The organism is Desulfarculaceae bacterium (assembly GCA_020444545.1).
GTDB lineage: Bacteria > Desulfobacterota > Desulfarculia > Desulfarculales > Desulfarculaceae > Desulfoferula.
Genome location: JAHLKT010000005.1, coordinates 170,804 through 185,078 on the forward strand (window position 1 = coordinate 170,804; position 14,275 = coordinate 185,078).

16 protein-coding genes are annotated in these 14,275 nt (G+C 65.6%); 13 read left to right on the top strand and 3 right to left on the bottom strand.

Features of this window, described 5'->3' with window-relative positions; all coding sequences use genetic code 11:
• Genes KQH53_15900 through KQH53_15930 form a run of 7 tightly spaced genes read left to right on the top strand, consistent with a single transcriptional unit; the run spans position 1 to position 6,061 of the window.
• Entirely contained in the window at positions 1-399 is a 399-nt protein-coding gene (locus tag KQH53_15900) for a cation:proton antiporter subunit C (GenBank protein MCB2228164.1), read from the top strand.
• Entirely contained in the window at positions 396-1,901 is a 1,506-nt protein-coding gene (locus KQH53_15905; GenBank protein MCB2228165.1) for a hypothetical protein, read from the top strand. Before KQH53_15900 ends, KQH53_15905 begins: the two co-directional genes overlap by 4 nt.
• A 4-nt stretch (positions 1,902-1,905) precedes the next feature.
• A complete protein-coding gene (locus KQH53_15910; protein ID MCB2228166.1) occupies positions 1,906-3,390 on the top strand; it encodes a monovalent cation/H+ antiporter subunit D family protein in 1,485 nt (494 codons plus the stop codon).
• Positions 3,390-3,527: a hypothetical protein gene (locus KQH53_15915; GenBank protein MCB2228167.1), complete on the top strand. Its 138-nt coding sequence runs from the start codon at positions 3,390-3,392 to the stop codon at positions 3,525-3,527. Before KQH53_15910 ends, KQH53_15915 begins: the two co-directional genes overlap by 1 nt.
• On the top strand, positions 3,527-3,769 hold the full coding sequence (locus KQH53_15920; protein ID MCB2228168.1) for a hypothetical protein: 243 nt from the start codon (positions 3,527-3,529) through the stop codon (positions 3,767-3,769). The genes KQH53_15915 and KQH53_15920 overlap by 1 nt, the downstream gene beginning before the upstream one ends.
• The gene (locus tag KQH53_15925; GenBank protein MCB2228169.1) at positions 3,759-5,531 is read left to right on the top strand and encodes a Na(+)/H(+) antiporter subunit D; all 1,773 of its coding nucleotides are present in this window, start codon (positions 3,759-3,761) and stop codon (positions 5,529-5,531) included. The genes KQH53_15920 and KQH53_15925 overlap by 11 nt, the downstream gene beginning before the upstream one ends.
• Before the next feature lie 53 nt (positions 5,532-5,584).
• Complete coding sequence (locus KQH53_15930; GenBank protein ID MCB2228170.1) at positions 5,585-6,061, top strand: Crp/Fnr family transcriptional regulator; 477 nt, start codon at positions 5,585-5,587, stop codon at positions 6,059-6,061.
• A 90-nt stretch (positions 6,062-6,151) separates the two neighbouring features.
• Here KQH53_15930 and KQH53_15935 read toward each other — a convergent pair whose 3' ends face one another.
• A complete protein-coding gene (locus tag KQH53_15935) occupies positions 6,152-6,289 on the bottom strand; it encodes a DUF3096 domain-containing protein (protein ID MCB2228171.1) in 138 nt (45 codons plus the stop codon).
• Positions 6,290-6,442: 153 nt separating this feature from the next.
• Here KQH53_15935 and KQH53_15940 point away from each other — a divergent pair, with 153 nt between their 5' ends.
• From KQH53_15940 to msrA, 3 genes are all read left to right on the top strand, one after another.
• Positions 6,443-6,967, top strand: coding sequence for a cob(I)yrinic acid a,c-diamide adenosyltransferase (locus tag KQH53_15940; protein MCB2228172.1), 525 nt, complete (start codon positions 6,443-6,445; stop codon positions 6,965-6,967).
• Positions 6,968-7,141: a hypothetical protein gene (locus KQH53_15945; protein MCB2228173.1), complete on the top strand. Its 174-nt coding sequence runs from the start codon at positions 6,968-6,970 to the stop codon at positions 7,139-7,141. It begins immediately after the preceding gene.
• A 63-nt stretch (positions 7,142-7,204) separates the two neighbouring features.
• The gene (msrA, locus tag KQH53_15950; GenBank protein ID MCB2228174.1) at positions 7,205-7,825 is read left to right on the top strand and encodes a peptide-methionine (S)-S-oxide reductase MsrA; all 621 of its coding nucleotides are present in this window, start codon (positions 7,205-7,207) and stop codon (positions 7,823-7,825) included.
• A 3-nt stretch (positions 7,826-7,828) separates the two neighbouring features.
• Here msrA and KQH53_15955 read toward each other — a convergent pair whose 3' ends face one another.
• Positions 7,829-9,712: a HAMP domain-containing protein gene (locus KQH53_15955; protein ID MCB2228175.1), complete on the bottom strand. Its 1,884-nt coding sequence runs from the start codon at positions 9,710-9,712 to the stop codon at positions 7,829-7,831.
• On the bottom strand, positions 9,709-10,701 hold the full coding sequence (locus KQH53_15960) for an ABC transporter substrate-binding protein (GenBank protein ID MCB2228176.1): 993 nt from the start codon (positions 10,699-10,701) through the stop codon (positions 9,709-9,711). Before KQH53_15960 ends, KQH53_15955 begins: the two co-directional genes overlap by 4 nt.
• A gap of 146 nt (positions 10,702-10,847) precedes the next feature.
• Here KQH53_15960 and KQH53_15965 point away from each other — a divergent pair, with 146 nt between their 5' ends.
• The 3 genes from KQH53_15965 to KQH53_15975 are packed head-to-tail and all read left to right on the top strand — an operon-like array spanning position 10,848 to position 14,017.
• Positions 10,848-11,603: a MerR family transcriptional regulator gene (locus KQH53_15965; protein ID MCB2228177.1), complete on the top strand. Its 756-nt coding sequence runs from the start codon at positions 10,848-10,850 to the stop codon at positions 11,601-11,603.
• A complete protein-coding gene (locus KQH53_15970) occupies positions 11,587-13,455 on the top strand; it encodes an NAD(P)H-dependent oxidoreductase (GenBank protein MCB2228178.1) in 1,869 nt (622 codons plus the stop codon). Before KQH53_15965 ends, KQH53_15970 begins: the two co-directional genes overlap by 17 nt.
• Positions 13,456-13,471: 16 nt before the next feature.
• Positions 13,472-14,017 (top strand): hypothetical protein, encoded by a 546-nt coding sequence (locus KQH53_15975; protein ID MCB2228179.1) that lies wholly within the window; start codon positions 13,472-13,474, stop codon positions 14,015-14,017.
• Positions 14,018-14,275 lie beyond the last annotated feature (258 nt).

The window sequence follows — 14,275 nt, forward strand, 5'->3', positions numbered from 1 at the left end:
GTGGATATGGCGCAATACATTCCGCTCCTGCTGACCAAGTACAACTACTGGGTCTACATAACTCTGATGATGATCGGCCTGTGGGCCATGATCGCCAAGAACAACCTGGTCAAGAAGATCATCGGCATGAGCATCTTCCAGACCGCCATCATCCTGTTCTACGTGTCCATGGGGGCCAAGTACGGGGCCACCATTCCCATCATCGAGCACGGCCACGGGGCCGAGGCGGCGGTCCAGGCGGCGGACTACATCAACCCGCTGCCCCATGTGCTCATGCTGACCGCCATTGTGGTTTCGGTGGCCACCCTGGGGGTGGCCCTGGCCTTGTCCATCCGCATTCATCGCAGACATCGCACCCTGGAGGAGGACGGCATACTCGACCAGCTTAGGGAGCCATGAGCGAGCATTTCCCAGCCCTGTTGGTGACCGCGCCCCTGCTGTCCGCCCTGTTGGTCAGCATCGCGAGCTGGCTGCGGCCCAAGCTGTGTTTGCCCCTCGCGCTCCTGGGCCTGGGCGTGGCCACCCTGGCCGCCACCGGCCTCTTGGCGCGGGTGCTCCTGGAAGGCCCCATCGGCTACCGCCTGGGCGGCTGGGACCCGCCCTGGGGCATCTACTATTACCTGGACACCCTCAACGCGGTGGTGGCCGCGGCGGTGGCCTGGGTGGCCCTGGTGAACCTGGCGGCCGCCCACCGGGCCATCCAGGCCGACTACGCCGACAAGCAGGGGCCTTTTTACACCCTGTACGTGCTGGCGGTCACCGGCCTGCTGGGCATGGTGGCCACGGGCGACGCCTTCAACCTCTACGTGCTCTTGGAGATCAGCTCGCTCACCGGCTACGCCCTCATCGGCCTGGGGCCGGGGCGCGCGCCGCTGTCCAGCCTGAACTACCTCTTCCTGGGCACCATCGGGGCCAGCTTCTATCTGCTGGGCGTGGGCTACCTCTACATCGTCACCGGCAGCCTGAACATGGGCGACCTGGCCCACCTGCTCAAGCCGCTCTACGGCTCCCTGGCGGTTACCACCGCCTTTTCCCTGATCGTGGTGGGGCTGTGGGTGAAGATGGCCTTTTTCCCGGTGCACGCCTGGCTGCCCAACGCCTACTCTCAGGCGCCGGGCCCCGCGGCCAGTCTCCTGGCCCCGCTGATGACCAAGGTCATGGTCTACGTGATGATCCGCATGATGCTCAGCGTGTTCACCGTGGATTTCGTGGGCACCCAGCTTCTTTTGCAGCACGCCGTGGTCTGGCTGGCGGTGATCGCCATCGTGGCGGGCGCCCTGTTCGCCCTGGCCCAACGAGACCTCAAGCGCATGCTGGCCTACATCGTGGTCTCCGAGGTGGGCTACATGGTGGGCGGGGCCTGGCTGGGCAACCGCATCGGCATGACCGGCGCAGTGCTGCACCTGATCAACGACGTGGTGATGACCTTCTGCGTGTTCCTGGCCGCGGGCTGCATCTTCCACAAAATCAGGGGCACCGCCTTCGAGGATTTGCAAGGCCTGTTCAAGAAGATGCCCTGGACCATGGCCGCCCTGGCCGCCGGGGCCCTGGCCATCATCGGGGTGCCGCCCACCTGCGGCTTTTTCAGCAAGTGGTACCTGATCCGGGGGGCCCTGGAGGCCGGGCACTGGGGATTCGTCTGCGCCCTGTTGTTCAGCAGCCTGGTGGCGGTGGTGCTCTTCTTCCGGCTGTTCGAGATCGCCCTGTTCGAGCCCCTGGCCGAGGGGCACGGCCACGGCGAGCACGGCAGCCACGCCCCGGCGGTGGCCGTCGCCGAGGCGCCCCTGTCCATGCTGCTGCCGCTCATGGCCGCCGCCTTGGGGCTGGTAGCCCTGGGCCTGGCCACCGGCCCGGTGGTCAAGTACATCATCGCTCCGGTGATGCCCACGGGGCTGTGGTAGAGCCATGCCCACGGTGCACTCCATAGTCCCCCTCCTGGCGGTGCTGGTCTCCCTGGCCGCGCTGCCGGGCATCATCCTGGCCCGCCGCCGCCCCAACCTGCGCGAGACGGTCACCTTCGCGGCCGCCGGGCTCAAGCTGATCCTGGTGGCCTCGCTGCTGCCCACCCTGCTGGCGGGCCGCGAGGTGGTGCTGGATTTGGTGCAGGTGTTGCCCGGCGCGCCCCTGGCCCTGCGGGTGGACGCCTTCGGCCTGCTGTTTGCCCTGGTCTCCTCCAGCCTGTGGATCGTGACCAGCGCCTATTCCATAGGCTATATGCGCGGCCTGGACGAGCACTCCCAGACCCGCTACTACTGCTTCTTCGCGGTGGCCCTTTCGGCCACCATCGGGGTGGCCTTCAGCGCCAACCTGTTCACCCTGTACCTCTTCTACGAAATGCTCTCCCTGGCCACCTATCCCCTGGTCACCCATCACCAGGACGCCGAGGCCCGCACCTCGGGGCGCAAGTACCTCTTCTACATCATGGGGGCCAGCATCGCCCTGGCCCTGCCGGCCATGATCATCGCCTATCAGCAGGCCGGCACCCTGGCCTTCGGCCCGGCCGGTTTCCTGGCGGGCAAGGTGAGCCCGCTCATGGCCGGGGTGCTCTTGTTCATGTTCGTCTTCGGATTCGCCAAGGCGGGCATCATGCCCCTGCACTCCTGGCTGCCCGCGGCCATGGTGGCCCCCACCCCGGTCAGCGCCCTGCTGCACGCGGTGGCCGTGGTCAAGGTAGGCGTGTTCTGCATCCTCAGGGTGATCACCGGCGTCTTCGGGGTGGGCTTGCTCAAAAGCCTGGACCTGGGCATGGCCGTGGCCTGGGTGGCCGCCTTCACCATCATCACCGCCTCGCTCATCGCGCTGAGCCAGGACGGGCTCAAGCGGCGGCTGGCCTTTTCCACCATCGGCCAGCTCTCCTACATCGTGCTGGGCCTGGCCCTGCTTTCGCCCAAGGGCATGATCGGCGGCAGCCTGCACATCGCCATGCACGCCTTTGGCAAGATCACCCTGTTCATGTGCGCCGGGGCCATCTTCGTGGCCACGGGCAAGAAGAACGTCAGTCAGATGAGCGGCCTGGGCAAGCGCATGCCCTGGACCATGGCCGCCTTCCTGGTGGGCAGCCTCAGCGTGATCGGCCTGCCCCCGGCGGGCGGCTTCATCAGCAAGTGGTACCTGGTGCTGGGCTGCTTGCAGGCCGGCTCCATCGGCCTGCTGGTGGTGCTCTTGGTCAGCTCGCTTTTAAACGCGGCCTACTTTTTGCCCATTGTTTATCGGGCCTATTTCAAGCCACCGGCCGAGGAGGCCTGGCTGGAGGGCCGCGACGAGGGCCCGGCCGCGGCCTGGGTGCCGCCGCTGATCACCGCGGCCTGCTGTTTGATCCTGTTCTTTTATCCCCAGCCCTTCCTGCGCCTGGCCTCGATGGCCGTGGCCGGGCTGGTGGGAGGCTCGTGATGGACAAGGGCGAGCTGCAAGAGCTCAAGCACGAGGCCAAGCCGGGGTACCGGCCGGTGCTGTGGGCCCTGGTGGGCGTGGCCGTGGCCTGGCTGGTGGTGGTGTTCAGCGGGGTCCTCGCTTCGGGAGGGGCGTGATGCGCGAGCTCAAGATCTTCGACAACCCGGCCAACATCAAGCGGCTGCTTATCGTTCTGTTTGTCTTTTTGGCGGGGCTGCTGGGGGCCGACTTCCTGATCCATAAGCACGCCCATTTCCCCTGGGAGGCCGCGCCAGAGTTCTACGCGGCCTACGGCTTCCTGTGCTATCTGCTGCTCATCGTGCTGGCCAAGACCCTGCGCATCTTCATCAAGCGGCCCGAGGACTACTATGATAAGTAGCCTGCCGCCATCTCTGCTCTTCCTGGGGGGCGCGGCCCTGGTGCCGCTCATGCCCCGTGGCATCAAGCAGGCCTTCATGCTGGCCCTGCCTTTGGCGGCGCTCTACATCATCTGGCAGACGCCCTTGGGCGCGTCCTGGTCCTTCAGCTTTTTGGACATGCAGATCGTCTTGCTGAAGCTGGACCGCCTGAGCCGGGTGTTCGCCTACATCTTCCTGATCATCTCGGTGATCGGCTTCCTGTTCGCGCTCAAGGTCGAGGACGACCTGCAACACAGCGCGGCCCTGTGCTACGCCGGCGGCGCGCTGGGGGTCACCCTGGCGGGCGACTGGTTCAGCCTCTACGTGTTCTGGGAGGTGATGGCCGTGGCCTCCACCTTCCTCATCCTGGCCACCCGCACCAAGTCCGCCCGGGCGGCGGCCTTCCGCTACATCCTGGTGCATCTCTTCGGCGGGCTGCTGCTCTTGGCGGGCATCGTGCTGGCCCTGGGCCAAGGCCAGAGCATCGCCATCGGCGCGCTACGCCTGGAGGGCGCGGCCGCCTGGCTCATCTTCCTGGGCATCGCCCTGAACGCGGCCATCCCGCCCCTGCACCCCTGGCTGAAGGACGCCTACCCCGAGGCCACCCCCACGGGCGCGGTGTTCCTGAGCGCCTTTACCACCAAGAGCGCGGTGTACATCATGTGCCGCGTCTTTGCCGGGGCCGAGGTCCTGATCTGGGTGGGGGCGATCATGACCATCTTCCCCATCTTCTACGCGGTGCTGGAGAACGACATCCGCCGGGTGCTCTCCTACAGCCTGATGAACCAGGTGGGCTACATGATGTGCGGCATCGGCATCGGCACCACCCTGGCCATCAACGGCACGGTGAGCCACGCCTTCTGCCACATCCTCTACAAGGCCCTGCTGTTCATGGCCGCGGGCAGCGTGCTCACCATGACCGGGCGCATCCGCTGCACCGACCTGGGCGGGCTCTACAAGACCATGCCGCTGACCGCCATTTTTTGCATGGTCGGCTCGGCCTCCATCTCCGCCTTCCCGCTGTTCAGCGGCTTTGTCTCCAAGTCCATGATCGTCAGCGCAGCCGGGCTGCAACACCTCACCGTGGTCTGGTTCATGCTCCAGTTCGCCTCGGTGGGGGTTATCGACCACGCGGGCATCAAGGTGCCCTACTTCACCTTCTTCGGCCACGACTCCGGGGTGCGCGCCTCCGACCCGCCCTGGAACATGACCTGGGCCATGGGCATCGCCGCCTTCTTCTGCCTGGCCATCGGCATATTCCCCCAGCCGCTCTACAGCATCCTGCCCTTCCCGGTGGACTACGCCCCCTACACCGGGGCCCACGTGGTGGGTCAGCTCCAGCTGCTCCTGTTTGGCGCCCTGGCCTTCGTGCTGCTCATCTACTCCGGCTACTACCCGGCCGAGATCCGGGCCATCAACCTGGACTTCGACTGGTTCTACCGCAAGGGCGGCCGCGCCTTCGCGCGGCTCATGGATTGGGGGCTAAACGGCATCAACGCGGCCAGCGACCGCTGGCTGGTGACCGACTTCACCGGCGCGGTCAACCGGGTGGCCCGGCGGGCCCCAACCCTGGTGGCCAAGGGGGTGATGATCCCCCTGTGGCGTCTGGTGGGGGTGCGGGGCTGGCCCCTGGAGCAGAAGAAGCGCGCCCTGGAGCGGGGCATGGCCATCGGCGCCCTGCCCGTGGGGGTGGGGGCGGCGGCCGCCGCGCTGATGACCCTGATCGTGTTCGTCCTGTCCTAGGCCGCGCGGCCGAAGGCAACGGGCCTCATATAAGGTAAGGGGAGGGAAAAGCCATGGCTTCGCTGAGTGAACTGAAACAAATCTATCTGGTGCAAAACCTGGACGAGAAGATGCTCTCGGCCTTGGCCCCCCTGGCCGAGAAAAAGCAGTTCGAGGAAAAGGACGTGATCTTCGAGGAGGGCGTGGAGGCCGAGTGGTTCTACATGCTCCTGAGCGGCAAGGTGCTATTGAAAGTCGATGTGAATCCGGCGGTGACCATCTCCCTGGGAGCCATCAAGCCGGGCTACTCCTTTGGCTGGTCCTCGCTGATGCAGAACATGCAATACACCTCCCAGGCCGCCTGCGCCGAGCCTTGCGAGATGCTGGTGATCAACGGGAGCAAGTTCCGGGAGGTCCTGGACCAGGACCACACCATGGGCTACCAGGTCATGGACGGCATCGTGCGCATCATGGAGAACCGGCTCAAGCGGCGCACCGAGCAGTTCATCAAGACCCTGCGCAAGCAGATGGAGATCTGGGACCTGTTCTAGCCCGAGGACCATTCCCAGGGTTGGCGCCCGGCGGTGGTGCCGCGCAGGAGTACGCGGTGTCGCCGCCTTTGCTTTGGGGGAGCGCTTGCCCTAGAAGTAGGCCACCAGGCCGGTCACGCCGATGATGATCAGATAGATGGCCACGATGAAGTTCAAGAGCTTGGGAAAGATGAGGATGAGGATGCCCGCGGCCAGGGAAACGATGGGCGCCAGGGGTACGGTGGTCATGAGCCTTGCTCCGTTGCATGATTGAGGGAAAAACGATTCTTTGTTGATTATTGTGCGCGAGTGTTCAGCGCGAAACAACGCAACCCGCTTGACGCGCGGGCCCCGGGGCAGTAAGCCTGAACCAGTGACGCCAACCAAGCGAGGGCAGGGATCATGGATGAACGCAAGGGCCTGGTGATGGTCAACACCGGCCGGGGCAAGGGCAAGAGCACCGCCGCCTTCGGCCTGGCGGTGCGCGCGGCGGGCCACGGCTGGCGCACTCTGATCATCCAGTTCATCAAAAGCGGCGAGGGCTACGGCGAGGTCAAGGGCCTGGGCTATCTGCCCGGAGTGGAGCTTCGGGCCACCGGCCTGGGGCTCATCGGCGACGACGACGACCTGACCCCCCACCGCGAGGCCGCCCGCCGGGGCTGGGACATGGCCGTGGCCGAGGTGACCGGCGGCGCCTGGGACCTGGTGATCCTGGACGAGATCAACGTGGCCATGAAGCGCGGCTTTGTTTCGCCCCAGGAAGTCATCGAGCTGATCAAGGCCAAGCCGCCCCGCTTGCATCTGTTGCTCACCGGCCGCTCCTGCCCGCCCGAGGTGCAGGAGATGGTCGACATGGTCACGGTGATGGAGCCCAAACGCCACCACGCCAAAGCGGGGGTGGAGGCCCAGGAAGGCGTCGAGTTTTAGATGCCGGTGCAATCCGCCGTGGGCTACTGCGCCTGCGGGGCCGAGATATGGATCGAATACCTGCACGGCGCTGACGGCTGGTTCTGCCGCTTCAGCGATCCCGAGGGCCGCGAGCTGAGCGCCTGCCCCGCCTGCGGGCGCCCCTTGGACGAGGACGAGCTCTCTTCCCGCTAGCCCATCTCGCTTTAGTGCTTACCTTATAATTTAGGAATGAACCCCAAGCCGGAGGCACGGCCCATGCGCCTGAGTCGTTTGGTCCTGTTGGCGGCGGCCGTGGTGCTCTTGGCCGTCCCCTTAGCGGAAGGAAAAGAGATGAGCCCCAGTAGCGACAAGACCGCCGTGGCCACCTTTGCGGGGGGCTGCTTCTGGTGCATGGAGCCGCCTTACGACAAGCTGGACGGGGTGATCTCCACCACCTCGGGCTACACCGGCGGGAGCCTGGACGACCCTACCTACGAGGAGGTCTCGGCCGGGGGCACGGGCCACGCCGAGGCGATCCAGATCGTCTACGACCCGGCCAAGATCAGCTACGCCAAGCTGCTGGAGGTGTTCTGGCACAACATCGACCCCACGGTGAAGGACCGCCAGTTCTGCGACGTGGGCAACCAGTACCGCACCGCGATCTTCTATCACGACCAGGAGCAGAAGCGCCTGGCCGAGGAGTCCAAGGCCAAGCTGGAGGCCGAAGGCAAGCTGGGCAAGATATACACCGAGATCGTGCCGGCCGGGCCCTTCTACCCGGCCGAGGACTACCACCAGGACTACTACCAGAAGAATCCCATTCGCTATAAATACTATCGCTGGAGTTGCGGCCGCGATCAGCGGCTGGAAGAGCTCTGGGGGCCCAAGGCCAAGTAGGGCCTAGGCCTGCTTGGGCCCCAGCACCTCGAAGACCTCCACCGGCTGGGCCACGTTCTTAAGGGTCTGCGGCCCGATGCTCTTGAGCTCGAAGCGTCCCTTGACCCGCTTGGCGGTTTCGGGGCCCAGGTAGATGTCGCCCTGGGTGGCCAGGGAGCCTATGCGCGCGGCAGTGTTGGTCACCGGTCCGGAGGCGGTGAAGGTCCAGCGGGTGCCGGCGATCCCCTCGAAGCGCGAGGAGCCCACCTGGGCGGTGCCCGAGTTCACCCCGATGTTGATGGTCACCGGCTGGAAGCGGCCTTCCAGCTCCCGGTTTACGGCGGCAACCTTCTGGCGCACCGCCAGGGCGCAGGTCACCGCGTTGGCCGCGTGGGCCATGGGGTCGTCTTCCTGGAAGATGATCATCAGGCCGTCGCCGGCGGTCTCGTTGATGTCGCCGTGGTTTTGGTAGATGTCGTCCAGGAAGCTGGAGAAGTAGCGCTCGATGAGGAAGTTCATGTCCTCGCCGTTCACCTGCTCGCTCATCTTGGTGTAGCCGGCCACGTCCAGGAACAAGACCGACACGTCCTGCTCGCGCTTTTCCAGGTCCGGGGCCTCGGGGGCCTCCTCGATGCGCGCCTTGACCGAGGCGGGCACGAACTTGCCTAGGGTCTGCTCGATGTTCTCCAACAGCTCGATGCGGTGCAGGCTGTCTTCCAGCTCCTCTTTCTTGCGCTTTAGCTCCTCCACGTGAGCGTAGAGGTCGCTGGCCATGGTGTTGAAGGTGTTGGCCAGATCGCCCACCTCGTCGCCCGGGCGGATGCCCTCCACCCGGCATTGCAAATCGCCCCCGGCCAGACGCTTGGCCCCGTGGGTCAATAGCTTCACCGGCTTGGTGAGCCCCACCACCATCAACAGGATCACCAGGCCCAGGATGATCAGGCCCACCACCGCGAAGTAGGCCTGATGGGTGGTCAGGTCGGTTACCGGGGCCAGCACCGCCTCCGAGGGCGCCACCACCCCGAAGCTCCAGCCCACGCCCTTGACCGGGGCGTAGGCCAGCCAGGCCTTCTGGCCGTTGAGTGGGTCGATGATCTCCTGCAGGCCCGCCCCGCCGCGCACCATGTGGCGGCCCAGCTTGCGCAGCTCAGGCCGCCCCAGCTCCTCGGCCACCGAGAAGATGCTGGCCCGCATGACCAGCTCCGGGTCGGGCGCGGCCAGGAAAGTGCCCTGCCGGGTGAGCAAAAAGCCGTAGCCCCCCTCGTGCAGGCTCAGGGAGCGCACCAGCTTGCCCAAGTCGCCCAGGTTCACGTCCGAGGTGACCACCCCCAGCACCTTGCCCTTGTAGACCATGGGGGCGGAGTAGGTGGTCATGAGCACGTTGCCCGCGCCCTCGTCGAAGTAGGGCTCGCTCCACACCGGGCGGCCCAGCTGGGCGGGGATCAGGTACCAGTTCTGGCTCAAATAGTCGTAGCGCGGGTTGTTCAGGTCCATGACCTTGAGCCCCTGGGGGGAGCGGAAGGCGTAGACCGCGGCGTAGCGCTGGGTGGGCGACAGGGTGTAGGGGGCCAGGGCCAGGGCCATGCCGTAGATGGTGGGGTTGGCGATCAGGTTTTGCTTGAGCAGGGAGGTGGCAAAGGCCTCGTCCTTTACCCCCACCAGCTCCAACGATGTGGCCAGGTCGCGGGCCGGCCCGGCCACCGCGTCCAGGCGGCGAGCCAGCTGGTTGGCCTGGGCTTCGGCCAAGGAGACCAGATAGGACTGGCTGGCGTCCAAGAGGGCCTTGGAGGCCTCCATATGGCTGACCACGGCCATGGCCGCTGAAACCAGGGCCACCCCGCTGAGCACGAAGATGACAAAGCGGGCCCGGAGGCGCAGCCAACGCGGTTTGAGGTCTTCGCGGTTCATTTCTTTTGCCATGCCCGCACCACGAAGCCCTCGGCCTCCACCGGGCTGGGGATGAAGCCCTGCTCCAGGAGCACCAGGTTGACCTGCTTCAAACCCTCCGGGGAGAGCTCGCCCAGCTTGTCCAGGCCCACCCGGTGGGTGTAAAGCTTTTTCATGACCGCCAGCATCCAGCGCTGGTGAGGCCGGTTGCTGGCCAAATTGGCCTCGTTCACCCGCTTCATAACCGAGTTCAGGGCCGCGTCCTCCTGGGCAAAGGCCCGCCGCCAACCCTCCAGGCTGGCGGCCACGAAGCGCCGGCACACTTCGCGGCGCTCCTCCCAAGTTTCTTCCAAGGTGTAGAGTCCGTCTTCCGGGAAGTTGAGCCCCAGGTCGTCAAAAGCGAAGTATTTTAGCTGGTCCAGGTCCACCCCGGCCTGATACAGGGCGTGGTACTCGTTGTAGAGCATGGCCATGGCCGCATCCACCGCGCGCGAGAGGAAAGGCGCCACGGAGGTGCGCTGGGCTATTTCCCTGACGATGATCTTGTTGCGCTTGAACAGGGCCCGGGTGGGCACGCTGAACTGGTTGCGCCACAGGCCTACCCGGCGGTTGTTCAGGTCCTTGATGCTGTCGATGCCGCTGTCGCGGAAGGTGACCAACAACAGAGCCGAGCGCTGGATGAGCTGAGCCAGGTTGACCAGGGGCACTTCCTTGGAGCGCAACACCACCGCCTCGGAGAGCCAGCCGGTGGCGAAGTCGCAGCCTAGGGAGGCCAGGTTGTGCAGGGGGTTTACGTCCGGTCCGCCGGGGCGGATATCCACCTCCAGGCCGGCCTGGCGGTAGAGCCCCGTGTCCTGGGCCACGTAGAAGCCGGCGAACTGGGCCTGGTGCACCCACTGGAGCTGGAGCGATACCTTGTCCAGGGCACGGGCGGGCCAGGAGGCGCACAAAACCAGCGCCAGCGCCAGGCAAGCGGCCAGATATCCCCTAGTGATATGAGCAATCTTCACCGGCTCGCGCCTCCTCGTGAGCACCATCCTAATCCCGCGCGGCCATATGGGCAAGGGCAGGGAGCGGCCAAGGGCGGCATAAAATATAAAGTGAAAGGTGCCACTTTACACTTGACAGTATGTCGGGGCACGGTTAGCCTGGGAGCATGAGCAAGCAAAGCCAACCCAAAAAAGCCGCTCCCCGGGCCAAGAAGAAATCGCCGGGCCTGCGCATGAATCAGCTGGTGGCCGCCACCGGCCTGCCCAAATCGACCCTGCTCTACTACGTGGAGCAGGGCTTGTTACCCAAGCCGGTTAAGACCAGCCCCAACATGGCCTACTACGATCCGTCCTGCGTGGAGCGGGCCGGGATGATCAAAAGCCTGCAAAGCCGGCACCGCCTGCCTTTGGGCAAGATCAAGGTTCTGCTGGAAATGGCCGAGCAGGGGCAGGATCTGACCCCCATGCTGACCCTGACCCAGGAGATCTTCGGGCCCGCCCAGGAGGAGACCATGGACACCGAGCAGTTTTTGGCCGCCGCGGGCATGGAGCCCGAACACCTAAAGCAGCTCCTGGCCTCGGAGCTCCTGCTGCCCCTGGAGCCGGGGCGCTACGACCAGCAAGACCTGGCCATGGCCAAGGTGTTCGTGCGCGGCCGGAGCATGGGCATGCAGCCCGGGGACGCGGAGTATTACGTGCGCTTGGGCAAGCAGATCGTGGAGCACGAAATGCGCCTGCGCAACCGCCTGACCAACGGCCTGCCCCCGGCCCAGGATGCCCAGGCCACCCTGGGCATGGTGCAGTCGGCCCGGGCCACCCGCGCCTATGTCATCGACCGCCTGTTCCAGCACCGCATCGCCTCCTTCGGCGGCCTAAAGGACCACCTAGAACCGGACGAGGGTGGAAATGGTGAAGCTACTTAGGATACTGCCCATCCTCTGCTCCACGGCCTTCATCGCCGTGGGCGAGGTGGCGGCCTTCCCGCCGGGGCTCATGGCGGCGCTCGGCCTGGGGTTGGCCGCTTGCTTGCTGCCCCTGCTACTTTTCATGGCCCGGCGCGGCAAGGCATCCATGATCGAGTGGGGCATGACCGGCTTCCTAACCCTGGGGGGGCTGTGCTTCTTGCTCTGGCCGGGCGGGGCGGGACGTGCGGTGGCCGCCGCGCCGGTGGCGGTGCTCTACGCGGTGCTGTTCCTGGCGGTGGTGCTGCCGCCGCTGTTGGGCGGGCCGCTTTTTACCGAGTTCTTCGCCAAGAAGAGCACCCCCGAGGCGGTGTGGGCCACCGACATCTTCCAGCGCATCAATCGCGACATGAGCCTGGTGTGGGCGGCGCTCTTCGCGGCCTGCTCCCTCTCGGCCCTCATGCCCCTGGCCTTTTCGCCGCCCCGGGGGCCGGTGCCCCCTATCGTGTTCTTCGCCTTCATCCCCCTGGCCCTGCTTCTGGGGGTGGGCCTGCCTTTCACCAAAAAATACCCCGGCCATTACCAGCGCAAGCTGGGCCTGGAGCCCGTGAGCGCGAGCGCGCCCGACGCGCCCCCCATGGCCGAACCCCCATCGCCGGCCCTTATGGCGGCAAGCCCCAAGGAGGCAAGCATGTCCCAAAACGGCAAGATCGTGGCCATAAACGGGTCGCCGCACGGCGGCATCGGCAATACCAGCCTGATGATCGAGATGTTCCGGCCCCACCTGCAAAAGGAGGGCTTCGAGCTGGAGGTCATCACCCTGCACGACAAGAACATCGAATACTGCACCGGCTGCGCGGTGTGCATCGAAAAGGGCAAGTGCTGGATACCCGACGACCACCGAGGCATCGTCAAGAAGCTTCTGGAGGCAGACGGCATCATCCTGGGCTGCCCGGTGTACTTCTTCCAGGTCACCGGTCAGATGAAGACCTTTTTAGACCGCAGCCTGGCCTGGGGGCACAAGCCCCGGGACACCTACAAGCCGGGCATAGGCTTAAGCGTGGCCGCCGCCTTCGGCGAGGTGGAGGTGGGCAACTACCTCTCGCGCCTGCTGCACGTGTACGGAGCCTATCCGGTGGGCACCTTCACGGCCATGGCCACCGGCCCGGGCGGCTTTCTTGGCCGGGAGGCGGTGGAGGACCGCGCGGCCGATTTGGCCCGCGATCTGGTCACGGCCGTCCGCGACAAGAAGCGCTATCCAGTCACCTCGGACGACCTGTTCTTCTATCTGCACATCGGGTGGCTGATCCAGCGCAACAAGGACACCATGATGAAGGACGACTACAAACACTGGGAGGATAAGGGCTTCTACCAGGGCTTCGAGCAATACGCGGGGCAGGAGTTCGCCGAGTCCCGCTTCCAGCCTGACACCCGCGACGCCTGGATCAAGCAGATGATCGCCCAGTACAAGCAAACCCGCAAGACCGCCGCGCCCCCTTCCCGCGAGGCCAGGCAGGCCACCCCGGCCAGCCCGCCTCCCGAGGCCATGCCCCAGAGCTGCCATGAGCTGATCCAGGGTATGCCCACCGCCTTCCACCCGGAAAAGGCCGAGGGGGTGGATGCGGTGATCCAGTTCAAGGTGAGCGGCGGCGAGAACTTCGACGCCTACCTGAGCATCGCGGACGGCAAGTGCGCCTATCATGAGGGCAAGGCCGATGACCCGGCCCTGATCATCGAGACCCCGGCCGAGGTGTGGTTGGACATCGCCTTCGGCCGCCAGGACGGCCAGGCCGCCTTCATGCAGGGGCTCTACAAGGTGCAAGGCGACATCGGCCTGCTCATGCGCCTGGGCGGCATGTTCGCCACCGTGTGACGCAAGGAGAGGGTGGATGAAAACCTTAGCGAGTATATGCCTGGTCGCCCTGTGCCTGCTCTGGGCACTGCCCGGAGCGGCCCTGGAGGTGGGCCAGAACGCCCCGGCCTTCAGCGTGCAGTCCGGCGAGGAAAAGACCCTGGACTCGGCCTCGCTCCAGGGCAAGGCGGTGGTGCTCTTCTATGAGGCCCGCGACGCGGTGGAAAAGAGCCGCGAGCTCAAGGACGCGCTCAATGTTTTCTACAAGGCCCAGCCGCCGGAGTTGCAGGGCAGGGTGGTGCGCCTGGCGGTGGTGGACTGCTCCGGGGCTTCCTGGCCTTTCAAGGGCCTGTGGCGCGACGGACTGATTGACGCCAGTAAAAAGGAAGGCATCACCGTGTACGGCGACTGGGACGGCAAGATGCGCGCGGCCTACGGCCTGCCCGAGGACGGTTCCAGCTTCCTGGTCATCGGCCCCAACGGCGAGGTGCTCTACCTGGCGCGGGACGCCACCAAGCTGGAGGGCAAGGACTTTCTAAAGATTCAGGACGTGATCAGCCAGGCCACCATGGCGGCCCGCTGAGCGCCCACATCCGCCGAGCCCCCATGGCCACGTTTTATCCGGGCGGGACTCTCCGTGGATAGCGTGGCCATGGGCTCCTAATGCCTATTGTCAGGCCAAGCGCTTTGGCTTAATCTTGGGGGGCTGGGCCGGAGCCCGGCGTCCGGATGGTGCGTAGGGTAGTATGGCGCGCTTCCGGGCGGAAACCACGCGAGACACAATTTATTTAAAAGCGCCGGCGGCTCCCGGGCGGGGGCCCGCTGCGGTGTTTTTTATCCC

Bases quoted from the DNA above. Each gene is read 5' to 3' on its own strand.
- KQH53_15905 (MCB2228165.1), top strand. From the start codon at position 396: ATGAGCGAGCATTTCCCAGCCCTGTTGGTGACCGCGCCCCTGCTGTCC.
- KQH53_15910 (MCB2228166.1), top strand. From the start codon at position 1,906: ATGCCCACGGTGCACTCCATAGTCCCCCTCCTGGCGGTGCTGGTCTCC.
- KQH53_15915 (MCB2228167.1), top strand. From the start codon at position 3,390: ATGGACAAGGGCGAGCTGCAAGAGCTCAAGCACGAGGCCAAGCCGGGG.
- KQH53_15920 (MCB2228168.1), top strand. From the start codon at position 3,527: ATGCGCGAGCTCAAGATCTTCGACAACCCGGCCAACATCAAGCGGCTG.
- KQH53_15925 (MCB2228169.1), top strand. From the start codon at position 3,759: ATGATAAGTAGCCTGCCGCCATCTCTGCTCTTCCTGGGGGGCGCGGCC.
- KQH53_15930 (MCB2228170.1), top strand. From the start codon at position 5,585: ATGGCTTCGCTGAGTGAACTGAAACAAATCTATCTGGTGCAAAACCTG.
- KQH53_15935 (MCB2228171.1), bottom strand. From the start codon at position 6,289: ATGACCACCGTACCCCTGGCGCCCATCGTTTCCCTGGCCGCGGGCATC.
- KQH53_15940 (MCB2228172.1), top strand. From the start codon at position 6,443: ATGGATGAACGCAAGGGCCTGGTGATGGTCAACACCGGCCGGGGCAAG.
- KQH53_15945 (MCB2228173.1), top strand. From the start codon at position 6,968: ATGCCGGTGCAATCCGCCGTGGGCTACTGCGCCTGCGGGGCCGAGATA.
- msrA (MCB2228174.1), top strand. From the start codon at position 7,205: ATGCGCCTGAGTCGTTTGGTCCTGTTGGCGGCGGCCGTGGTGCTCTTG.
- KQH53_15955 (MCB2228175.1), bottom strand. From the start codon at position 9,712: ATGAACCGCGAAGACCTCAAACCGCGTTGGCTGCGCCTCCGGGCCCGC.
- KQH53_15965 (MCB2228177.1), top strand. From the start codon at position 10,848: ATGAGCAAGCAAAGCCAACCCAAAAAAGCCGCTCCCCGGGCCAAGAAG.
- KQH53_15970 (MCB2228178.1), top strand. From the start codon at position 11,587: ATGGTGAAGCTACTTAGGATACTGCCCATCCTCTGCTCCACGGCCTTC.
- KQH53_15975 (MCB2228179.1), top strand. From the start codon at position 13,472: ATGAAAACCTTAGCGAGTATATGCCTGGTCGCCCTGTGCCTGCTCTGG.